This is a genomic window from Streptomyces zaehneri (assembly GCF_032248645.1).
In the GTDB taxonomy this organism is placed as follows: domain Bacteria; phylum Actinomycetota; class Actinomycetes; order Streptomycetales; family Streptomycetaceae; genus Streptomyces; species Streptomyces coriariae.
Genome location: NZ_JASTTJ010000020.1, coordinates 1 through 21,245, shown reverse-complemented (window position 1 = coordinate 21,245; position 21,245 = coordinate 1). Strand labels below are relative to the sequence as shown.

The following is a 21,245-nucleotide window of genomic DNA, read 5'->3' as shown; positions in this document are numbered from 1 at the left end:
CCGCGGTCAGGTGAGCTGGGGTGGCAGTGGGGCCGTGTGGGTCACGATCAGGCCCGACACCGCTCGGGTCAGCGCCACGTACAGCCGCCGCAGGCCGGTCCGCTCGTCCGGTTCGCCGTCGACCACCGCCTGGGGTTCGTCCAGGACGACGTAGTCGTACTCCAGGCCCTTGGCCAGGGAGGCCGGGACCAGGGTGAGGCGGGTCTCGGCCGTGGTCTCCTCGCCGGGGGCCAGGTGGCCGATGCCCGACGCGGTCAGCGCTTCGGCCAGGGCCGGGATCCGGGCGTCGGCCGCGATCAGGCCCGTCGAGCCCTCGTTGCGCAGCAACTCCTCGCAGGCCGCGACGGTTTCGGCGGTGCCGACGACCGGCCGCAGGTCGAAGAAGCCGGGGTTCTCGCGGACCGAGGCGACGGGGGTCAGGCCCGGCGCGATGTGCGGGAGCAGGCGGGACGCGTAGGTGATGACGTCCGTCGGCACGCGGAAACCGGCCGTCAGCTCCTCGACCACCGCGTCCGCCTTGCCCAGATGCCCGAGGGCCTCCTGCCAGCTCCGGGTCGCCCACGGGGTGGTGCCCTGCGCCAGGTCGCCCAGCACGGTCGCCGAACCCGTCGTGCAGCGGCGGCCGACCGCCCGGTACTGCATGGGGGACAGGTCCTGCGCCTCGTCCAGGACCACATGGCCTAGGGAGGGGGTGCGCTCGACGATGTCGGTCGCCTCGTCGATCAGCACCGCGTCCGCCGCCGACCATCTGGCCGCCTTCACGGACCGGGCCGGCCTTCTGCCGGATCCCGGGAGCGCCCACAGGATCGTCTTCTGCTCGTCCTCGCTCAGCACGCCCTCCGCGTGCTCGGCGAGGAAGTCCGCGTCGGTGAGCAGCCGCAGCACCAGCTTCGCCGGATCGACGGCCGGCCAGACCTCCTTCACGGCCGCCTTCACCGCGCTGTTGCGGGCGACGGCGTCCTGCACCCGGTCGTCCGGGGCCTCCCCCGAGCGTTCCATCTGCACCAGGACGGCGTGCGCGATGCGCTGCGGCAGGGCCTCGCGGGCGGCGCCGTAGCGGATGTCCCGGTCCAGCAACTCCCGGACCATCTCCTCGAGTTCGTACGCCGGAAGCCGCCACCGCCGCGAGCCGCGCACGACGACGAGCGGTTCGCCCGGCATGCTGACGTGCGAGTACACGGCCCGCCGCAGCACCTCCGCCATCCTCGCGTCACCCTTGACGACCGCCGCGGCCGCGTCGTCCGTGCCGCGCACCTCCACATGGGCCACCAGGTCGTCGACCGTGCCCTGACGCACCGCCAACTCGCCCAGTGCGGGCAGCACTTGCTCGATGTAGTGGAGGAAGGACCGGTTCGGTCCGATGACCAGCGTGCCGGTGCGGGCGAGCCGCTCGCGGTGGGCGTACAGCAGATACGCCACCCGGTGCAGACCGACGGCCGTCTTACCGGTCCCCGGCCCTCCCTGGACACAGACCGTGCCGCCCAGCCCGCTGCGCACGATCTCGTCCTGCTCGGGCTGGATGGTGGCGACGATGTCCCGCATCGGTCCGACACGGGGCCGCTCGATCTCCCGCTGGAGCAGCTTGCTGGTCCGGGCCGCCTCCGCCGGGTCCGACAGGTGCTCGTCCTCGTAGGCGGTGAGGTCGCCGCCGGTGTAACCGAAGCGGCGGCGCAGCCCGACGTCCATCGGATCCTTCTTGGAGGCCCGGTAGAACGGCTGCGAGACCGGCGCACGCCAGTCGATGACCATCGGGTCGCCTTCGCCGTCGTGCACATGCCGACGTCCGATGTAGAACTGTTCCCCCTCCGCGCCCTCCGCCTGCTCGGCGCCGGGAGCGTGCAGGTAGTCGAGCCGGCCGAAGAACAGCGGGGTGTCGCTGAGGTCGGCGAGCGCCTTGATCCGCTCTCCGATCTGGCGCTCCAGGATCTGGGCGTTGACCCAGTTCGCGGTGACGTCGCTGATGTCGAGCGACTCGGCGTCCTCGCGCATGGCACGCAGGGCGCCCCGGGAGGAGGCGAGGTGCGCGCGTTCGCGGGCGAGCGGATCGTCGTCGACAGGCGTGGACGGCGTGGCTGGCATGGACGGCGTGGACAAGGTGGTGCCTCCGGACCGGCTGAGGTGGGCGCTGCGGTGAGTCCGTCCGGTTTCCGTCCGGACGGCGGCACTCCGGGAAGGGAGGCGGGCAAGAGCGGAGATTGTAGGTGAACGGCGGAGGACGGTGCCAACGCATTTATCGGGCCGCCACCCTCGGTGGGATCCGGCCGCCACCCTCGGTGGGATCCGGGCGCGCCCCCGATGGGACCGGCCGCACCCCCGTGGGACCCCTGCCCGGCGGCCCTCCGTCCCGTAGGGGAGACCCCCGCCCGCAGGTGTACCCGAGGAGTAGGCCGAATGGGGACCTGGGACCGATGCCCGCTTTATGCCCCGGAGCCCATCATGGAGACATGAGTGCAGCGACCCTGACCCCGGCCCCCGGTCGCCCGTCCGGCGCGACCTCCCTGTCCGACGTCCACCGCCACCGCCTCGGCGACGCCCTGCGCGCCGTGAAGGTCTTCGCGGGCGCCGCCTTCGACGTGATCATCCTGGGCGAGTACGGCGAGGAAGCGGGCGTCCGCCGCCGCAGGTGACTCAGGCCTCACCCGCGAGCAGCTCGTCCGCGTCCATGATCCGGTACGCGTAGCCCTGTTCCGCCAGGAAGCGCTGGCGGTGCGCGGCGAAGTCCTGGTCGAGGGTGTCCCGTGCCACCACCGAGTAGAAGTGGGCCTGGTGACCGTCCGCCTTGGGACGCAGGACACGGCCCAGCCGCTGGGCCTCCTCCTGGCGGGAGCCGAAGGTGCCCGAGACCTGGATGGCGACCGTCGCCTCCGGCAGGTCGATCGAGAAGTTCGCGACCTTGGACACCACCAGCACGCTGATCTCGCCCTCCCGGAAGGCGTCGAAGAGCTTCTCGCGCTGGGCGTTGGAGGTCTCGCCCTTGATCACGGGGGCGTTCAGGTGCTCGCCCAGCTCGTCCAACTGGTCGATGTACTGGCCGATGACCAGGATCTGCTGTCCCGCGAAGCGACGGACGAGCGCCTCCGTCACCTTCCGCTTCGTCGCCGTCGTCGCGCAGAAGCGGTACTTCTCCTCCGCCTCGGCGGTCGCGTACGCCAGCCGCTCGGAGTCCGTCAGGTTGACCCGGACCTCGACGCAGTCGGCGGGCGCGATGTAGCCCTGCGCCTCGATCTCCTTCCACGGCGCGTCGAACCGCTTCGGCCCGATCAGGGAGAACACGTCCGACTCACGGCCGTCCTCGCGGACGAGGGTCGCGGTCAGTCCGAGGCGGCGGCGCGCCTGGAGATCCGCCGTGAACTTGAAGACCGGCGCCGGCAGCAGATGCACCTCGTCGTAGAGGATGAGCCCCCAGTCCCGGGAGTCGAACAGCTCCAGGTGCGGGTAGACGCCCTTCCGCCGGGTCGTCAGCACCTGGTACGTGGCGATCGTGACCGGCCGGATCTCCTTGCGCGTCCCGCTGTACTCGCCGATCTCCTCCTCGGTCAGCGAAGTCCGCTTCACCAGCTCGTGCTTCCACTGCCGTGCGGAGACGGTGTTCGTGACGAGGATCAGCGTGGTCGACTTCGCCTGGGCCATCGCCCCGGCGCCGACGAGGGTCTTGCCCGCACCGCACGGCAGCACCACGACCCCGCTGCCGCCGTGCCAGAAGTTCTCCACCGCCTGCTTCTGGTAGGGCCGCAGCGCCCAGCCGTCCTCGTCCAGCTCGATCGGGTGCGCCTCGCCGTCGACGTACCCGGCGAGGTCCTCGGCCGGCCAGCCCAGCTTCAGCAGCGTCTGCTTGATCTGCCCGCGCTCGGAGGGGTGCACGGCGACGCTGTCCGGGTCGATCCGGACGCCGACCAGCGGAGCGACCCGCTTGGAGCGCAGGATCTCCTCCAGCACCGGCCGGTCGGTGCTGGTGAGCACCAGCCCGTGCGCCGGGTGCTTGCTCAGGGTCAGACGGCCGTAGCGGTCCATCGTCTCGGCGATGTCGACGAGCAGCGCGTGCGGCACCGGGTAGCGGCTGTACTGCACGAGCGCGTCCACGACCTGCTCGGCGTCGTGGCCCGCGGCCCGCGCGTTCCACAGGCCCAGCGGGGTCAGCCGGTAGGTGTGGATGTGCTCCGGCGCCCGCTCCAGCTCCGCGAACGGCGCGATGGCACGACGGCAGTCGTCCGCCTGCTCGTGGTCGACCTCCAGGAGCAGAGTCTTGTCCGACTGGACGATCAGCGGTCCGTTCACGTACGCCATCCCTTCCGCACGGGCCAAACCTCCAGTGTGCCGTACGGCGCGCCGCAGTGGTGGCGGGCTGCTTTCCGGCGGCCCCGCGCAACCCTGACCTGCGTTCGTGGGTCTGACCGGGGGAGCAGCGCGATGGGCGCGACGCGGTGGGGAGTCACGGTATGTCGGTCCTGTCGTTCCGCAGGGGTGCGGTCGGCGTGGGAGCCGCGGCGGTGCTGGCGGCCACGGGCACCTGGGTGATGTGGCCCGCGGCCATCGACGGGCGGCTGTGGAGCGAGGTACGGCCGGTGATCGAGGCCAGGATCGCGGCGGAGTCGCGGGGGAGCGGTCACGGCGAGACCGTGCCCGCGCTCGAGGCGCGCTGGTTCTGCGAGGCGAAGGCGCTCGAACTGGAGGAGCACGCGGGAGTGGTGCGGGCCGGCGTCAACACGCTGTGCGTCGAGTACGGGGTGCAGGACGACAGCCTCGTCGAGTGCGGGGCCGGGCAGTATCCGCAGGTGGTGCGGCTGGAGCGGGACGAGGCGGCCGGCGGGGGCTACCGGGTCGTCGCCCGGGAGGAGCCGCCGGACGGCGAAGGGTACGGCCGCTGGACGGAGTCCCACTTCGGGGTCTTCACCCGGTCCTCCCTCCAGGACCCGATGTCGCCCCACGCCCTGGAGGCCACGGCCCGCGCCCACTTCGGCCTGCCCGCGGACGCCTCGATCGGCCCATGCTGACCGGCCGGGCCTCGGCCCGTCGACAATCGGCCGGCGCTTCTGGCCTGACGGCTTGTGCCTGACGGCTTGTGCCCGATGGTTTGTGCCTGACGGTCTCGTGCCTGACGGCTTCTGGCCTGACGGCTTGTGCCCGATGGCTTGTGCCTGACGGTCTCGTGCCTGGCGGCCGTGTGCATGGCGGTTTCCGGCCAGGGGGGCGGGCCCGCCGGGGTCAGTCGTCCGCCAGTTCCGCGACGCCCGTGATGCGGTGCAGTGGGTAGGTGCGGACCTCGTCCGCCGTGTGGTCGTACGCCGTCACGAAGCCGCCCTCCACCCGGACCGGGGCGATGACGCGCTGGCTGGCGGTGCCCTCGGCGTTGACGTAGCCGATCCACAGGGCCTCGCCGGTGAGGACGGCGGCCTGCATGGTGGCGAGGGTCTCGGCGGAGCTGGTCCGGGGGAGTTCGCCTGGGGCGAGCGGGGCGGCGTCCTCCGTCGGTTTGCGGGGGGTCGTGGCGGCCAGGTCGCCGGCCCTGACCGCGCGGATCGCCGCGGTGAGCAGCGTGGTGTCGGGTACCGGCGGACCGTCCGGGACCGGCTCGGGAGCCGTGCGGGGCGGGGTGCGGTGGGCATGGGCGCGGGTGATCAGGACGTCCCCCTCGGCCGACTCCGCTGCGGGCGCGAAGCCCATCGCGCGCAGGCCCTCGAGGAGGGCCGCCGGGTCGGCCAGGGTCGCGAGCACCGTCGGCGCCAGACGGCGCAGGCGCAGGGCGGCGGCGCGCTTGTCGGCGAGGATCTCGTTCAGCAGGGCGTCGTCGTCGCAGCGGACGTAGGCCGAGGCCGCGCCCACCCGCAGATGGCCGTGCCGACGGGCCACGTCGTCGATCAGGTAGGCCAGCGGCTGCGGCACCGGCGTACGGGAGTGCTCGGCGAGGAAGGCGTGCAGGTCGGAGGCGCTGCGGCCGGCGTCCAGGGCGCGGCGCACCGAGCCGGGGGTGAAGCGGTAGACGGTCGCGCCGCCCTTGGACTCGACGTCCGCGAGGACGCTCAGCACATCGGCCAGCGGGCGCCGCAGCGGTCCGGGGGCGACCGCGGTCAGGTCGGCCTGGAGCAGGACGTGGTCCAGGGGCTCGGGGAGCAGCGGGGCGAGCAGCCGGGCGGCGGCCGCGGTGGCCACGGCCTGCTCGGGAGGCGAGAGGGGCGTGGCCGGGGATCCGGCGGCGGCCGCGCGGTGCGGGGCGGGCAGCTTGTCGCCGGCGCCGGTCGGATCCGTCCGACCGGCCCGACCGGCCCGACCGGTCCCACCGGACGGGCCGTCCTGCGCGGTGGGAGTGGGGGCGACGGTCGGGATGACGGTGGGCGGTCTGGGCGCGGACCTTGCCCCCAGCAGGGCCCGTCCGTGCGCCGACAGCGCGCCCCGGCCGGTCACGCCCAGGAGCTCGGCCTCCGTCAGGGTCCAGCGGGCCAGCCGGGAGCGCAGGTCGTCGTCGTCCTGAGGGCTCTGCGCACCTTGCTGGCCTTGCTGGCCTTGCTGTCCCTGCGCGCCTTGGGGACTCTGCCGGCCCTGCGGTCCGCGCAGCGGGCGTTCCCAGCGCAGCCGGGCCAGCACCGCCTCCGGGTCCGGGACGGCCCCCTCGGGCAGCCCGGCCAGCAGCGACAGCACCCGATGACGCACCTCGGGCGCGGCGGACCGGTCCAGGCCCGGACCCAGCGCCGACAGGGCCCGCTCCTTGAGGTCCCGGCCGCCGACCACCCCGGACGTCCGGGTCGCCGCCAGCCACGCCTGCGCGAGCTGCGCCCACCGGTCGGCGGGCGGCCGCTCCAGCCACTCGTCGTACTCCGGGGTGGCCGCGTACCGCTCGTCGGCCTCCCCGTCGGAGGCGAGCAGCCCGGCCGCGTACGCCAGCTCGACCCAGAAAGCGGCCATCGGCTCGGACACGTCGAGGGCGACGGCCGTCCGCTTCAGGTCGCGCACGCTCAGCCCGCCGGCCCGCAGGACCGCGGGGCCGCCCTCGTGCCAGTCCTTCAGCAACTCCTCCACGGTCGCCAGCGTCGTGTACGCCTGCCCGGCCGCCGTCGCGTCCACCACCTGGGGGCGATGCGTGGCGACCGCCTCGACGGTGGGCGGCACGGGTTCGGCCGTGCGGTGGGCCCGGCCCGCGCGCAGATGCAAAGCGACCTCGCGCGGCAGTACGACGGTCCCGGGCGCCGTGGGCAGCAGCAGCCCGCGATCGAGCAGCCAGCGCAGCCGCGCCGCCGGATCGGCCGTGACCTGCCCGTACGGCGGCCCCCACATCAGCCGCTTCAGGACCTCGACGGAGTCGGCGGGAGCCTTCGCGAGCAGGTCGGACATCTTCCTGCGGTGCGTGAACAGGGCGGTGAGCGCGCCGACGGCGGACACCGAGTCGTGCGTGGAGGGCAGCCCGGCCGTCGCCACCAGTTCCTGGATCCGGCCCGGTGACATGCCCGCGGTCGCCTCCCGCACGCTCGGCCCGAGCCCGGTCGGGGACGGGTGCTGCGCGGACGGCGCGAGCAGTTCACGGGCGGTGCGGACGAGGCGGAGGCTGCCTTCGTCGCCCCACACCAGGGCCTGTTCCCGCAGCGTCGTCAGGGCGCCTGGCAGAGCGTCGGCGACCGCCTGGTCGCGGTCGTCGCCGGCCATCAGCCCGAGCAGTTCGGCGTATGCCGCCGGGTCACCGGCCACGGCCAGCGCCTCCGCGGTCTGGAGGGCGAACCGGTCGAGCCGCTCCAGTGCCCGGACGACGGAGGCGCGGGTGCCGGCACGGGTGGCGAGCTGGGTGAGGTCGGTGGGGACCGGCGTGATGAGGTCGGGGCGGGCGCGCAGGAGTGCGGCAAGGGAAGCGTCGTCCCGGGCGCGGAGCGCTGCCGCTAGGGAGCGGGGGGCCCGCTGGTCCTCGGTGCTCATCTTGCCCACGGTAGCGGTTGGCGTCCCCCGGGGGCCGCGCCCCCAGGCCTCCGCCTCGGCCCTGAAGGGGCGTTGTCCTCAATCGCCGGACGGGCCGGATGGTCTGGACCGGCGCTCGACCGCCGACGTCCGGCCTTGTCCTCGAACGCCGGACGGGCTGGATGATCCGACCGGCGCTCGACCGCCGGCTCCCCACGGGCCGGTGACGCGCGGTGGTGTCGGGCGGGAGCAAGCGGTGGGGGTGGGGAGAAGCGGTAGCTTCTTCCCGTGGGGATCGAGAGCGACCAAGTCGTCTACGAGTATCTGAGCCGGGTCGGGGATGTCGCGCAGCAGCGGCAGTTGTCGTCGGCCACGCGGATGCGGCTCGTCTCCGAGCTGCGCAACGAGATCGACCGGCGCCGCGCGAAGGCGGTCGTCGACTCGCCCGCCGCCGTCCGCCGCATCATCGACCGCCTCGGCAGCCCGGACGACATCGTCGCGGCCGCGGCCGACCGGGGCGCCGGCGCCGGCGCGCCGCAGACGCCGTCGCCCTCCGTGCCCGCGCAGCGCGACCGCGAGGAGGAGCCGGAGCGGCCGAAGGGGATCCGGCGGGTCGTGCCGCGGCCCCGGACCGGCGCGCCGCCCCCCGTGGCCCCCTCCGACGTGGCGTCCCCGCCGCACCGCGCCCCCGCGCACGAGCTGGGCGACGGTCGCGAGACGCCCGACTGGTGGCTGAACGAGCCGACTCCGCTGGGCATCGGCGAGGACGTGCCGGGGTTCGTCGGCGGAGTGGAGATCCCGGATCTGCTCAAGCCTCCGCGGCCCGGGAACCTCGACGAGGAGCGGGAAAGGCGGGAAGAGGGCGCGGGCGAGGGGGAGCCGGGGGCGGGCGAGGACGGTGGCCGGCCGCGGCGGCGTCGGTTCCGTGTCCTTCGGCGGGCGCCTTCCGGTGAGCGGGCCCGCTGGAGCAACCCTCTGCTGCTGATCGCCGCCGGCTGTCTCGTCGTCGGAGCGGTGCTCGGGAACTGGCTCGGGCTGATCCTGGGGTGGCTCATCGCATACGCCTCGCGCCGGCTGACCGAACGGGAGACGAAGTTCGCCGTCATGTGGCTGCCGGGGCTCGCGCTCACGGCCGGGCTCGTCTGGCTGTGGGGGCGGTCCGAGGGGCGTTGGGGCGACCCCATCGCGGACGGGCACATGAACGACGCCGTCGCCCAGACCTGGCCGTGGGTGATCCGGGGCGCGGCCGTGGCGTCGGCGCTGTTCCTGGTCTGGCGGTCTCAGAAGCCGAGGTAGGACCGTTGTACCGGCCAGGCAGAATGGGCCGTATGACGTCACCCGTGATCACCGTCGGCTTCGACCTCGACATGACCCTCATCGACTCCCGGTCCGGTATCCGCGCCACCTACGTGGCGCTCGCCGAGCGGACGGGCACGTACATCGACGCCGATCTGGTGGTCACCCGGCTCGGGCCGCCGCCCGAGACCGAGCTGGCCCACTGGTACCCGGCGGAGCGGGTCGCGGCCGTCGCCGACCTGTACCGCTCGCTGTACCCGGAGCACGGCGTCACCGGCGCGACCGCGCTGCCCGGCGCCCGCGAGTCGATCGCGGCGGTGCGGGCGGCCGGCGGGCGGGCGATCGTCGTCACGGCCAAGCACGAGCCCAACGCCAAGCTCCAGGTGGAGCATCTGCGCCTCGATCCCGACGCGGTCATCGGCAACCTGTGGGCCGAACAGAAGGCGGAGGCGCTGCGCGAGCACGGCGCGAGCGTCTACGTCGGCGACCACGTGGGCGACATACGCGGCGCGCGTGCCGCCGGGGCGCTGTCGGTGACCGTGCCGACCGGGCCGATCGATGCGGAGGAACTGCGGACGGCCGGTGCGGATGTCGTGCTCGCCGACCTCACCGAATTCCCCGCCTGGCTCGCCGGTCACCTCGAGGCCTACCGCGCGGCGCCCCGCGCCTGACGCCGGCCCGCGGCGACCGATCGCAGGACGCCGGCGCCCGCGACGAGGAATCCGACGCCCATGAGCATGCTCAGGCCGAACATGTAGGTCGGAAAAGGCGTCGTATCGAGGAGGAGTGGGGCCACTGTGACCAGTGTGGCCACGGCGCCGACGAAGAAGACGATGGCGCCGGCACGGATCAGTCGGTCACCGGGAACGGCGGAATTCGTTTGGGTTTTGTCACGCACCGGACCAGGGTAGTTCCCTGCGCGAAGGAACAACCGGGGGACGTCTTGTCACCGGCCCGCAGACCATTAGCCTTGGTCCCGGCGGGTCGTGGTCGACCCGCCCGAGTGCTATCCAGAGCCGCTCAGAGCTGTTTCGGAGTCGAGAAGCAGCTTTCCGACGAGTACGAGGACGAGGACAGACGTGCCTACCGGCAAGGTCTAGTGGTTGCGCCAGGCACACACTGTTTCCGCCAGTTTCCCAACGAGCCGTCCGGCTCCGACATACCGAGGACGAGGTCACATCCCATGCCGACGGGCAAGGTCAAGTGGTTCAACAGCGAGAAGGGCTTCGGCTTTCTCTCCCGTGACGACGGCGGTGACGTCTTCGTCCATTCCTCCGTCCTGCCTGCCGGAGTCGAGGCACTGAAGCCGGGCCAGCGAGTGGAGTTCGGCGTCGTCGCCGGACAGCGCGGCGACCAGGCCCTCTCCGTCGTCATTCTCGACCCGACCCCGTCGGTCGCCGCGGCACAGCGCAAGAAGCCCGACGAACTGGCCTCCATCGTCCAGGATTTGACCACCCTCCTCGAGAACATCACGCCGATGCTCGAGAAGGGCCGTTACCCGGAGAAGACCTCCGGCAAGCAGATTGCCGGACTGCTGCGCGCGGTCGCCGACCAGTTGGACGTCTGACCGGTACCGGCCGACGGAAAACCGGTATCCGCCGAGGGCGTTACGGGAAAGCGAGTGCATCGGGGCCGAGGGGCGGCAACAGCCCCTCGGCCGCCGCACGCGTCAGCAATCCCCTGACCGCCGCATAGCCGTTCTCGCCCAGGTCCGCCGTGAACTCGTTGACGTACAGACCGATGTGCTGGTCGGCGACGGACGGGTCCATTTCCTGGGCGTGTTCCATGACGTACGGGCGGGAGACCTCGGGCGCGTCCCAGGCGGCGCGCACGGAGGCGCGGATCGAGTCGGCGAGCCGGGTGAGGGCCCGCGTGCCCAGCGCGCGCTTGGCGATGATGGCGCCGAGCGGGATCGGCAGACCGGTCGTGGACTCCCAGTGCTCGCCCATGTCCGCGAGCTTGCGCAGCCCGTAGTCGCGGTAGGTGAAACGGGCCTCGTGGATCACCAGCCCCGCGTCGACCTTTCCGTCCCGCACGGCCGGCATGATCTCGTGGAACGGCATGACGACGATCTCGCCGACGCCCCCCGGCACCTGCTCCGCCGCCCAGAGCCGGAACAGCAGGTACGCCGTCGACCTCTCGCTGGGCACGGCGACCGTGCGGCCGGTCAGTCCCGCACCGCCGACCGCGTCGGAGTCCCCGGCGCTCCCGACACTCCCGCCCTCCCGCGTCAGCACCAGCGGGCCGCAGCCCCGGCCCAGCGCACCCCCGCACGGCAGCAGCGCGTACTCGTCGAGGACGTACGGCAGCACGGCGTACGACACCTTCAGCACGTCGAACTCGCCGCGCTCGGCCATGCCGTTGGTGATGTCGATGTCCGCGAACGTCACGTCGAGGCCGGGCGCGCCCGGCACCCGGCCGTGGGCGAGGGCGTCGAAGACGAACGTGTCGTTCGGGCAGGGCGAGTACGCGATCTTCAGATCGTCACCGGTCATGCGGGTTCCAACTCTCCAGGACGGGTGTGAGCTTCCCGAAGGCCGTGGTCAGGGCGGCGAGCGCGGCGCCGATGCGCCAGGCGTCGCGGTCGCGCGGGCCGACGGGGTTGGAGACCGCGCGGATCTCCAGCACGGGTACGCCGTGCGCGGCGGCGGCCTCGGCGACCCCGAAGCCCTCCATCGCCTCGGCGAGGGCGCGCGGGTGCAGCGCGCGCAGGGCGGCGGCCCGGCCGGCGGTCCCGGTGACCGTCGAGACGGTCAGGACGACGCCGGTCAGGGCCCCGGTGGCGGCCGCGGTCTCTCGTACGAGGGACTCGGGCGGACGGTGGGTGACGGCGCCGAAGCCCAGCTCGGTGACGGGCAGGAAGCCGTCGGCGGTCTCGGCGCCCAGGTCGGCGGCGGTGATCTCGTCGGCGAGGACCAGGGAGCCGACGGGGGCGGCGGGCGCGAAGCCGCCGGCGATGCCCGCCGAGACGACGAGACCGTAGGGGTCGCCGCCCAGCGCGGCGGCCGTGAGGGCGGCCGAGACGGAGGCGGCGGCCGGCGCAGGGCCGACCCCGGCGGCGAGGAGGTCGTAGGCCTCGTCCGTGCGGTGCAGGGTCACACCCGGCAGCCGTACCTCACGGCCGGGTCCGGGCAGCGCCCGGGCCACCGCGTCCCGTTCGGCGGGGACCGCGGTGGCCACGAGGACGCGGATGCGGGACGTGGTCAGTCGTCCTTCTTGAGCTTGAACGACCACAGGCCGGTCACCGCCTGGCTGTCCTTCTTCCCGTCGCCGGCCTTGATGGAGACGAGGGTGGAGTCGCCCTGGGCGCCGTACTGGGCGTTGAAGAACACGCTGCCCGGGATCGTGCGGTAGGTCTTGTCGCTGTCCTCGGTGAGCGGCTGACCGTTCATCAGGATCGTCCAGCGCTTGTCGGCCACATCGGGGTCGACGCCGAAGCGGACGGTCTCGTCCGGGTCGACGGTGATCGACTTGATGTCCTTGTCCGCGAGGCACTTGGTCAGGTCGGCGGCCTTGAGGGTGTCACCCTCCCCGCCACAGGTGGCCTCGGCGCTGACCGAGGTGCGGCCGACGGTGATCGTGGACAGCGGCGTCGGCTTGTCGCAGGCCGACAGGACGAGCAGTCCGGCACAAACGGCGCCGGCCGCGGCGACGACGCGGCGGCGTCGCGCAACGCCAGGTACATCAGCGGCTCCGCCGCGGGGCATCGTGGTCATGGCGGAAGGCTATCGGGCACGCCCGGCCGTCTCTTTACGTGGGGGGCGACGTGGCTGTGTGTTACGCCACGCGGTTACGCCACGCGGGGCTTCGCACCGCTCCCGTGCCGCGCCGAGGACAGCAGACCGCGGACCGTCGTCAGCCAGCCCAGAGCGATCACCGCGGCGGCCACCGACAGGCCCAGCGCGCCGTTCAGCGGCATCACGATGCCGACCGCGCCGCCGAACACCCAGCACACCTGGAGCAGCGTCTCCGAGCGGGCGAACGCCGAGGTGCGCACCAGCTCCGGCACGTCCCGCTGGATCAGCGCGTCCAGCGACAGCTTGGCCAGGGCCTGCGAGAACCCGGCGACCGCCGCCATGCACGCCACCAGGAACGCCCCGAAGAACACCGCGGCGGTGATCGCCGCGCCCAGCACGACGGCGACGACCGTCACGATGATCAGCTCCGGGGCCTTGGAACGCAGCCATGCCCCCACCGCCGTACCGAGCGCGTTGCCCACGCCCGCCGACACCGCCACCATGCCCAGCGACACGGCCGCGCTCTGCCCCGTCAGCGGGTGCTCGCGCAGCAGGAACGCCAGGAAGAAGGTCAGGAACCCGGACAGCCAGCGCAGGGCCGCGTTGGCGGCGAGGGCGTGCGTGACGGCGATGCCGACGGTCCTCAGACCCGGCCGCTTCACCGGCTGCCGGTGCGGGCCGTGCAGATGCTGCTCGTCGGCGGCGAGCAGCGCCACGGCCTCGCCCTTGGCGGAGTCGACCTTGCGGGGCAGCGAGAAGGACAGGAACGTACCGGCCACGAAGATCACGAAGGCGCCGTAGAGCGGATAGCGGGGCCCGAGGGCCTGTAGTCCCGCCCCGACGGGCGCGGCGATCCCGGTGGCGAGGAGACCGCCGAGGGTGACCCGTGAGTTGGCCTTGACCAGGGAGAACCTGGGCGGCAGCAGCCGGGGCACCACGGCGCTTCTGACCACCCCGTACGCCTTGGAGGAGACGAGCACGCCGAGCGCGGCCGGGTACATCTCGATGCTGCCGGTGGCGACGGCCCCGGACAGCACGAGCGCGAGGAGCGCGCGGGCCAGCATGGACCCGGCCATGGCGGCGCGCCGTCCGTGCGGGAGCCGGTCCAGCAGGGGGCCGATCACGGGGGCGAGGACGGTGAAGGGGGCCATCGTGATGGCGAGGTACAGCGCGACGCGCCCGCGGGCCTCGTCGGTGGGCACCGAGAAGAACACGGTGGAGGCGAGCGCGATGGTGATCATGACATCGCCGGCGCCGTTCACCCCGTGCAGCTCGATGAGCTTGCCGAGGCCGGACTCGCCGGCGCCGTGCGCGTGGGTGGCCTTCCGGATCCCGCGGGCGGTGCCGGTGAACGGGAAGTGCAGGGCACGGCCGACCGCGCGGACGGACCCGCTCATCCGGCCCGAACCGCTCACCCGGCTCCTCCCCTTGTTCCCCTTCGTCGCACCGATCCCGGTGGCGCCCTGGGGTGTCCTCGCGGCTGCCACCCCGTCATAGTGCCCCGGAAAGGCGGTACGTAGTGCGGTTACCGCGCGTATGGGCGTGTGATCGTCGCCGCGCCGGGCCGGTCGGGGCAGGGTTCGGCGGAGGTTCGGCGGCTTCTGTGAGCGGGAAACGTCCCGCCGGTGTAGGCCGAGCGTCCGCGAGCAGGTAGCGTGCGTAGCGCGCCGTGGCGATTGTTCTCGGCCGCGCGCCTCCCGGACATCCCGCAGAATGGATGACAGCAGGTGCGCCCGAGCGCGATCGGGCGCGGACGTCGACGCGGCACTCCCCCAGTGCTTGAAGAGCCTGGGAGGTAACCCCAGCCGCTCCGTCCGCACCCGCCGCCTTCAGGCCGGCGCACCGAGAGACGGCGTAGGAGAGAAGCGATACCTGTGAGCGCAGCGACCACGCGAAGCCGCACCCCCGACCGCCTGTGCGCCGAGGCCGTCGACCTCGCACGCGCCGCAGCCGAGGAGGCAGCCGCCCCCGGCGTGGTCGGCGAGCATGCGGGGCTGGTCTCCGAGGGTGACCGGGTGGTCACCCACTACTTCGAGTGCAAGGAACTGGGCTACCGCGGCTGGCGCTGGGCGGCGACGGTGGCGCGCGCCTCGCGCGCCAAGGTCGTCACGCTCGACGAGGTGGTCCTGCTGCCCGGCCCGGACGCGGTCCTGGCACCCGAATGGGTTCCGTGGAGCGACCGGCTGCGCCCCGGCGACATGGGCCCCGGCGACCTCCTCCCCACGGACGCGGAGGATCTGCGTCTGGAGCCCGGCTACACGGGTGAGGACGATCCGCGACTCCAGCCGGGTTACTTCGACTCGGACGAGCCGACGCCGAACTCGCCCCTCTCCGAGGAGATGGCCGAGCTGGTGGAGGCGGAGGACGCGGAGGTGACGCCGGCCCCGCCCGCGGCCCTTCCGCCGGCTCCGCGCCGGGGCACCATCGCCGCGGTCGCCGAGGAACTGGGCCTGCGTCGCGCCCGGGTCCTGTCCCGCTACGGTCTGCACACCGCGGCCGACCGCTGGGAGGACGGCTTCGGCCCCAAGACGCCCATGGCCCAGGCGGCCCCCGCGTCCTGTGTGAGCTGCGGTTTCCTCACCCCCATCGGCGGCTCCCTCGGGCAGGCCTTCGGCGTCTGCGCCAACGAGTTCTCCCCGGCCGACGGCCGGGTGGTCTCCCTGGCGTACGGCTGCGGCGGCCACTCGGAGGCGGCGGTCATGCCGACGCCCCCGCGGCCCGCTCCGCCGGTGATCGACGAGACCCGGGTCGACCCGTTCCCCCTCCGTCCGGCGGCGGACTCGGGCTCGGTCCCGGAGAAGACGGACGAGGACACCGCGGAACTGGGCCACTCCTAGGGCGTTTCTTCGGATCGGGCCGGATCAGGCGCCGGGCGCCGTGGACCCGGGCTGATCCAAGAGAAGCGCCCCAGCGGCGCCGGCCGGTCGGCCCCGCGGCCCCTGAGTCATCCCAGGGGTCGCCCTCGGGGCTGTCCCGGAGGCTCCCCCGGGGCTGTCCCGGCGGTCGCTCGGGGGCCGTTCGCGGGGGCTTCCGGCCGTCGCGGCCGGGTGGTCCCGCAGTCGTTGTGTGATTGTGATGCGGGGCTGGCCGGTACCCGGCACCGGCCCGGCGTCCCGTTCTGACGTCACTCCGCCTCGCGGTACCTTCGAGCCCACGCCGATGAGGAGAGTCAACGTGAGCAAGTTCGTGCGGCCGGCACCCGAGGGCGCGGACCCCTTCGGCACGGCCCGCCTGCGTCGTGGTGTGCTGGATGCCTGGGCCACCAGCCCCGCCCGCTTCCGCGAGGACGCCAACGCCGAGGAGGACCTGGTCCTCGGCGGGTACCGGGACCGGCTCGTCGTCGAGCTCGCTCAGAACGCCGCCGACGCCGCGGCCAGGGCCGACGTGCCCGGGCGGCTGCGGCTCACCCTCCGGGACGGCGTCCTCGTCGCCGCCAACACCGGCGCGCCCCTGGACGCCGCCGGTGTGGAGTCCCTCGCCACCCTGCGCGCCTCCGCCAAGCGCGAGGCCCGGCAGTCGGCCGTGGCCGTCGGGCGGTTCGGTGTCGGCTTCGCCGCCGTCCTCGCCGTCACCGACGAGCCCGCCGTCGTCGGGCGGCACGGCGGAGTCCGCTGGGACCTGGCCGAGGCCCGCGCGCTCGCCTCCGAGACCGCCCGGCACAGCCCGGGACTCGGCGACGAGATCCGCCGGCGGGACGGTCATGTGCCCCTGCTCCGGCTCCCCTTCGCCGCCCAGGGCACCGCCCCCGACCCGTACGACACGGCCGTCATCCTGCCGCTGCGGGACGCCGCGGCCGCGGACCTCGCCGAACGCCTCCTCACCGCCGTCGACGACGCCCTCCTGCTCGCCCTCCCGGGCCTGGAGGAGGTCGTGATCGAGATCGGCGACGACGCGCCCCGCGTCCTGCGCCGGGACACCGACGCCGACGACGACGCCCTCACCGTCGTGGCGGACACGCGGGACGGGACCACCCGCTGGCGCGTCGCCGCCGCGCACGGCCCCCTCACGCCCGACCTCCTCGTCGGCCGCCCGGTGGAGGAGCGGCTGCGCCCCCACTGGTCGGTCACCTGGGCCGTACCGGTCGACGACGACGGTTCGCCCGCCCGGCCCCGCACCGCCCCCGTCGTGCACGCCCCCACCCCCAGCGACGAGCCCCTCGGCGTCCCCGCCCTGCTCATCGCCTCCTTCCCGCTCGACACCACCCGCCGGCACGCCGCCCCCGGCCCGCTCACCGACCACCTGGTGCGGCGCGCGGCCGACGCGTACGCCGAACTCCTCGCCGGCTGGCGGCCGGTGGGCGCCGGGATCATCGACCTCGTGCCCGGGCCGCTGGGCAAGGGGGAACTCGACGGGTCGCTGCGCCAGGCGATCCTGGAGCGGCTGCCGCGGACCGCGTTCCTGCCGCCCGCCGTCCGGCCCGTCCCCGAGGACGGCGAAGACCACGGGGTCGACGGGGCCGACGGGGTCGGGCTTCCGGAGGCGCTGCGCCCCCGGGACGCCGAGGTCGTCGAGGGCGCAGGCGCCGACACCGTACGGGTGCTGGCGGAGGTGCTGCCCACCCTGCTGCCCGCCGGGCTGGAGCGGCGCGTCGAGCTGCGCACGCTGGGCGTCGCCCGGATCCCGCTCGCCGACGCGGTGGACCGGCTGGCCGGCCTGGAGAAGGACCCGCAGTGGTGGTACCGGCTCTACGACAGCCTGGCCGGTGTGGACCCGGACCGGCTCTCGGGGCTTCCGGTGCCGCTGGCCGACCTGCGGACCACCATCGGTCCCCGCCAGGTGCTGCTGCCCACCGCGGACGCGGCCGGTCCCGACCCGGAGATCCTCGCCCGCCTCGGCCTCAAGGTGGCCCACCAGGACGCCGCGCACCCGCTCCTGGAGAAGCTCGGCGCGCTGCCCGCCACCCCCCGAGCCGTCCTGACCACCCCGCAGGTGCGGGCCGCCGTGGCCGCGTCCCTGGACGACGACGGCGGCGCCTGGGACGACCGGGACACGCCGGACGCCGAGGAACTCGCCGACACCGTGCTCGCGCTGGTCCGTGACGCCGGCCTGGAACCCGGCGACGAACCCTGGCTCGGCGCCCTCGCGCTGCCCGACGAGGAGGGCGAACTCGTCCCCGCCGGTGAACTGGTGCTGCCGGGCAGCCCGTTCGCCTCCGTCGTCCGGGAGGACGAACTCGCCTTCGCCGACGCCGAACTGGCGGACCGGTGGGGCGAACAGCCCCTCGCCGCCTGTGGAGTCCTCGCGAACTTCGCGCTCGTCCGCGCCACCGACGTCGTCCTCGACCCGGACGAACTGGAGCCCCGCGAAGGGGACTTCGCCGAACCCGACGACGCGGGCCTGCTGGACGCCGTCGACGTGTGGTGCGAGGACATCCTCGACCGGTTCCCCGACAGTCCGGTGCCTCCCGTCGCCACCGAGCTGGTCGCCGTCCGCGACCTCGACCTCGTCGACGAGGACCGCTGGCCCGAGGCCCTCGCGCTGCTCGCCCGGCCGCCGCTGCGGGACGCCCTCACCCAGCCCGTCCGGATCCTGCTGCCGGACGGCACCCACGAGGTCGTCCGGCCGTACACCGCCTGGTGGCTGCGCGGGAACCCGGTGCTCGACGGCCGCCGTCCGGCCGGTCTGCTGGCGGCCGGCGGGGATCCGCTCCTGCACGGGCTGTACGAGGAGGCCGACGCCACCGGCTTCGAGGACGAGCAGGTGCTGCGCGCCCTCGGCGTGCGGACCTCGGTGGCCGCGCTGCTCGAGGAGCCCGGCGGCGCCGCCGAACTCCTCGACCGCCTCGCCGACCCGGAACGCCCCGTGGGGGCCTCCCAACTGCACGGTCTCTACGGCGCGTTGGCAGAGCTGGATCCCGACCAGGTGACCCTTCCGGACGAGCTGCGGGCGGTCGTCGACGGGCGGGTCGAGGTCGTGGACGCGGCCGAGACCGTCGTCGTCGACTCGCCCGATCTGCTGCCCTTCACCGGGGGCGTGCCGCTGCTTCCGGTACGGCCGTCCCGGGCCGCCGAGCTGGCCGAGCTGTTCCAGGTGCGGCGGCTGAGCGAGTCCGTGACCGGGCAGGTCGACTCCGAGGGCGTCGAGCACGACGTGCCGGAGTCGGTGCGGGTGCTGCTCGGGCCGCGCACGCCCGGCACGTACGTCGAGCACGAGGAACTCGTCGTCGACGGCGTGGAGATCGACTGGCGGCTGACCGACGACGGCGTTCTGCACGCCGCGACCCTGGAGGGCGTCGCCGCCGGACTCGCCTGGGCGGCCCGGCAGTGGCCGCGCCGTTTCGAGGTCGCCGCCCTGCTGGAGGACCCGTCACGGACCGCGGAGCTGGCCCGCGACCGCTGGTTCGACTGACGGCGTAGCGGCCCGTGTTCGAGCGCCCTCGCGGTCATCCGCGGGGGCGCTCACATCTTCTCCGTACTTTCTCCATCGGACGTGCAACCTTCGGACTGGGGTACGAGTCTCTTCCCGTGAATCGTGATTCTCAACGGGGGGAAAACCTATGCGCATCCGCGCCACCGCCGCCGTCTCCTTCGGCGCTCTGGCCCTCGCGGGCCTGGCCGTTCCCGTCGCGCAGGCCGCGCCCAGCGACGGCGGCAGCGGTGACACCCGGATCACCAAGGTCGTCGTCGACGGCGACAACAAGGTGCCCGTCTCCACCAACGCGGCGAAGACCATCTCGATCAGCGTGACCGCCACGGACGACTCCGGCATCAAGAGCGCCGAGCACTTCACGCTGACGGGCCCCGACTACGGCTTCGAGATGACCGGCACGCCGACGTGCAAGAAGGTCAGCACCACCACCTCCACGTGCACCGCCTCCGTGAAGGTGGACCCGAGGACCGACTACTTCAGCAACAAGAACGCCGGCACCTGGTACGTCGACGCGTGGATCGACGCCAACGACGGCGACTTCGTGTGGAAGGAGAAGGCCGGTTCCTTCCACTTCCAGCGCGTCTCCAAGCTGACGGTCAACGCGACGCCGGAGCCGGTGAAGAAGGGCAAGACCATCACCGTGACCGGCTCCCTCACCCGCGCCAACTGGGAGACGCTCAAGTTCGGCGGCTACGGAGCCCAGTCGGTTCAGCTCCAGTACAAGAAGAAGGGCTCCACCAAGTGGAGCACCCTGAAGACCGTCAAGACGACCTCGACCGGCGGTCTGAAGACCACCGTCAAGGCGACGGCGGACGGCAACTACCGCTACACCTTCGTGGGCAACACGACCACGGCGGCGGTCACGGCCGCGAGCGACTTCGTCGACGTCAAGTAGGCACGGGCGCACCCGAGAACGGCGGCCCGTAAGGGCGGCGGTTTTCCGTACAACCATTTTCCGGTTTCAGGAATCTGATCATGCGAGCCGACAGGCTCGTCGACCACTTGGGCTCGCTGGTGACATCCGCCCGGAGAGCCCCTTGATCCCCTTGGGACATTCATGCGCATACGAGCCACCGTGGCCGCCGTCACCGGCGCCCTGGCCCTGTCCGCCTTCGCCGTGCCGGCCGCGCAGGCCACCGGCAGCGACTCGCACAACCCCGTCGACACCCTGAAGGCCCTCCACGCGGCCACCTCCGGCAAGAGCGCCTTCACCGGTTCGACCCCCGCCGACACCGGCACCCCGTACGCGCTGGACGCCAAGTTCGGCAACGTCAGGATCAACGGCGGCAAGCCGATCGTCGCCGGCACCAGCGGCAAGGTCACGGCCCCGGTCACCTTCACGGTCACGCACGGCGCGGGTGTCGACGTCATCGCCGACGACACCGAGCTGGACCTGGTCATCTACCGCGGCGCGTACGCCGACCCGGCCAACGTCCTCGTCGGCGACGACTGGCCGACCTGCACCAACACCTCGGCCACGGTCGCCTCCTGCAAGGGCACGATCGACATCCTCCCGGGTGAGGAGCTCTACAACGCCGACGCCACCACCTGGAAGGCGCTCGGCTACGTCATCGACTGGAACGACGTCGACCCGTACACCGACGACGACATCGACTGGACCAAGGTCGGTTACGCCGAGGGCGACGCCCTGGCCACCACCAAGCTCCAGCGGCTGTCCAAGCTGACGGTCAACGCGGCGCCGGAGCCGGTGAAGAAGGGCGCGACCATCACCGTCACGGGCAGCCTGACCCGTGCCAACTGGGACACCGCCAAGTACACCGGTTACTCCGGCGTCTACGCCCAGCTCCAGTTCCGCAAGAAGAACTCCACCACCTACTCCACGGTGAAGTCGGTCAAGACCACCTCGACCGGCGGTCTGAAGACCACCGTCAAGGCGAGCGTGGACGGCTACTACCGCTGGAGCTTCGCCGGCACCACGACCGCCCCGGCGGTCAGCGCGGCGGGCGA

17 protein-coding genes are annotated in these 21,245 nt (G+C 73.2%); 9 read left to right on the top strand and 8 right to left on the bottom strand.

Features of this window, described 5'->3' with window-relative positions; translation table 11 throughout:
* Positions 1-6: 6 nt before the first annotated feature.
* Entirely contained in the window at positions 7-2,079 is a 2,073-nt protein-coding gene (locus QQM72_RS28505; RefSeq protein ID WP_314223717.1) for a HelD family protein, read from the bottom strand.
* A 365-nt stretch (positions 2,080-2,444) separates the two neighbouring features.
* On the opposite strand from QQM72_RS28505, the gene QQM72_RS28500 reads away from it, so the two are divergent.
* Positions 2,445-2,627, top strand: coding sequence for a hypothetical protein (locus QQM72_RS28500; protein ID WP_314223716.1), 183 nt, complete (start codon positions 2,445-2,447; stop codon positions 2,625-2,627).
* 1 nt (position 2,628) lies between these two features.
* Here the strand turns inward: QQM72_RS28500 and QQM72_RS28495 are convergent, their stop codons facing one another.
* Positions 2,629-4,275: a DNA repair helicase XPB gene (locus tag QQM72_RS28495; RefSeq protein WP_399079043.1), complete on the bottom strand. Its 1,647-nt coding sequence runs from the start codon at positions 4,273-4,275 to the stop codon at positions 2,629-2,631.
* 161 nt (positions 4,276-4,436) lie between these two features.
* Between QQM72_RS28495 and QQM72_RS28490 the strand changes: the two genes are divergently transcribed.
* Positions 4,437-4,991: a hypothetical protein gene (locus QQM72_RS28490; RefSeq protein WP_314223715.1), complete on the top strand. Its 555-nt coding sequence runs from the start codon at positions 4,437-4,439 to the stop codon at positions 4,989-4,991.
* Positions 4,992-5,202: 211 nt separating this feature from the next.
* On the opposite strand, the gene QQM72_RS28485 is transcribed toward QQM72_RS28490, so the two are convergent.
* Positions 5,203-7,896, bottom strand: a complete 2,694-nt coding sequence (locus tag QQM72_RS28485; protein WP_314223714.1) for a helicase C-terminal domain-containing protein — start codon at positions 7,894-7,896, stop codon at positions 5,203-5,205.
* Positions 7,897-8,163: 267 nt separating this feature from the next.
* Here QQM72_RS28485 and QQM72_RS28480 point away from each other — a divergent pair, with 267 nt between their 5' ends.
* On the top strand, positions 8,164-9,171 hold the full coding sequence (locus QQM72_RS28480) for a hypothetical protein (RefSeq protein ID WP_314223713.1): 1,008 nt from the start codon (positions 8,164-8,166) through the stop codon (positions 9,169-9,171).
* Between the two features lie 23 nt (positions 9,172-9,194).
* Positions 9,195-9,842 (top strand): HAD family hydrolase, encoded by a 648-nt coding sequence (locus tag QQM72_RS28475; RefSeq protein WP_314223712.1) that lies wholly within the window; start codon positions 9,195-9,197, stop codon positions 9,840-9,842.
* On the opposite strand, the gene QQM72_RS28470 is transcribed toward QQM72_RS28475, so the two are convergent.
* A complete protein-coding gene (locus tag QQM72_RS28470) occupies positions 9,818-10,069 on the bottom strand; it encodes a hypothetical protein (protein WP_314223711.1) in 252 nt (83 codons plus the stop codon). The genes QQM72_RS28475 and QQM72_RS28470 overlap by 25 nt on opposite strands.
* A gap of 285 nt (positions 10,070-10,354) precedes the next feature.
* Here QQM72_RS28470 and QQM72_RS28465 point away from each other — a divergent pair, with 285 nt between their 5' ends.
* Complete coding sequence (locus QQM72_RS28465; protein WP_020130260.1) at positions 10,355-10,738, top strand: cold-shock protein; 384 nt, start codon at positions 10,355-10,357, stop codon at positions 10,736-10,738.
* A gap of 40 nt (positions 10,739-10,778) precedes the next feature.
* Here QQM72_RS28465 and QQM72_RS28460 read toward each other — a convergent pair whose 3' ends face one another.
* The 4 genes from QQM72_RS28460 to QQM72_RS28445 form a co-directional block, all read right to left on the bottom strand.
* Positions 10,779-11,666 carry a 1,4-dihydroxy-6-naphthoate synthase gene (locus QQM72_RS28460; RefSeq protein ID WP_314223710.1) on the bottom strand — a complete coding sequence of 296 codons (888 nt, stop codon included), beginning with the start codon at positions 11,664-11,666 and terminating at the stop codon, positions 10,779-10,781.
* Complete coding sequence (locus tag QQM72_RS28455) at positions 11,656-12,363, bottom strand: futalosine hydrolase (protein ID WP_314223849.1); 708 nt, start codon at positions 12,361-12,363, stop codon at positions 11,656-11,658. The genes QQM72_RS28460 and QQM72_RS28455 overlap by 11 nt, the downstream gene beginning before the upstream one ends.
* Before the next feature lie 11 nt (positions 12,364-12,374).
* Entirely contained in the window at positions 12,375-12,887 is a 513-nt protein-coding gene (locus tag QQM72_RS28450) for a DUF2771 domain-containing protein (protein WP_314223709.1), read from the bottom strand.
* A 74-nt stretch (positions 12,888-12,961) separates the two neighbouring features.
* Positions 12,962-14,395: an MFS transporter gene (locus QQM72_RS28445; RefSeq protein ID WP_314223708.1), complete on the bottom strand. Its 1,434-nt coding sequence runs from the start codon at positions 14,393-14,395 to the stop codon at positions 12,962-12,964.
* Positions 14,396-14,782: 387 nt separating this feature from the next.
* Between QQM72_RS28445 and QQM72_RS28440 the strand changes: the two genes are divergently transcribed.
* The 4 genes from QQM72_RS28440 to QQM72_RS28425 form a co-directional block, all read left to right on the top strand.
* Positions 14,783-15,745: a DUF3027 domain-containing protein gene (locus QQM72_RS28440; RefSeq protein WP_314223707.1), complete on the top strand. Its 963-nt coding sequence runs from the start codon at positions 14,783-14,785 to the stop codon at positions 15,743-15,745.
* A gap of 337 nt (positions 15,746-16,082) precedes the next feature.
* Complete coding sequence (locus tag QQM72_RS28435) at positions 16,083-19,256, top strand: sacsin N-terminal ATP-binding-like domain-containing protein (protein WP_314223706.1); 3,174 nt, start codon at positions 16,083-16,085, stop codon at positions 19,254-19,256.
* A gap of 148 nt (positions 19,257-19,404) precedes the next feature.
* The gene (locus tag QQM72_RS28430) at positions 19,405-20,172 is read left to right on the top strand and encodes a calcium-binding protein (protein ID WP_314223705.1); all 768 of its coding nucleotides are present in this window, start codon (positions 19,405-19,407) and stop codon (positions 20,170-20,172) included.
* Between the two features lie 162 nt (positions 20,173-20,334).
* On the top strand, positions 20,335-21,245 hold a 911-nt coding region (locus QQM72_RS28425; RefSeq protein WP_314223704.1), incomplete at its 3' end, for a hypothetical protein.

Excerpts from the sequence above, each read along its gene's own strand:
- QQM72_RS28505 (WP_314223717.1), bottom strand. The coding sequence starts at position 2,079 with ATGCCAGCCACGCCGTCCACGCCTGTCGACGACGATCCGCTCGCCCGC.
- QQM72_RS28500 (WP_314223716.1), top strand. The coding sequence starts at position 2,445 with ATGAGTGCAGCGACCCTGACCCCGGCCCCCGGTCGCCCGTCCGGCGCG.
- QQM72_RS28490 (WP_314223715.1), top strand. The coding sequence starts at position 4,437 with ATGTCGGTCCTGTCGTTCCGCAGGGGTGCGGTCGGCGTGGGAGCCGCG.
- QQM72_RS28485 (WP_314223714.1), bottom strand. The coding sequence starts at position 7,896 with ATGAGCACCGAGGACCAGCGGGCCCCCCGCTCCCTAGCGGCAGCGCTC.
- QQM72_RS28475 (WP_314223712.1), top strand. The coding sequence starts at position 9,195 with ATGGGCCGTATGACGTCACCCGTGATCACCGTCGGCTTCGACCTCGAC.
- QQM72_RS28465 (WP_020130260.1), top strand. The coding sequence starts at position 10,355 with ATGCCGACGGGCAAGGTCAAGTGGTTCAACAGCGAGAAGGGCTTCGGC.
- QQM72_RS28460 (WP_314223710.1), bottom strand. The coding sequence starts at position 11,666 with ATGACCGGTGACGATCTGAAGATCGCGTACTCGCCCTGCCCGAACGAC.
- QQM72_RS28450 (WP_314223709.1), bottom strand. The coding sequence starts at position 12,887 with ATGACCACGATGCCCCGCGGCGGAGCCGCTGATGTACCTGGCGTTGCG.
- QQM72_RS28430 (WP_314223705.1), top strand. The coding sequence starts at position 19,405 with ATGCGCATCCGCGCCACCGCCGCCGTCTCCTTCGGCGCTCTGGCCCTC.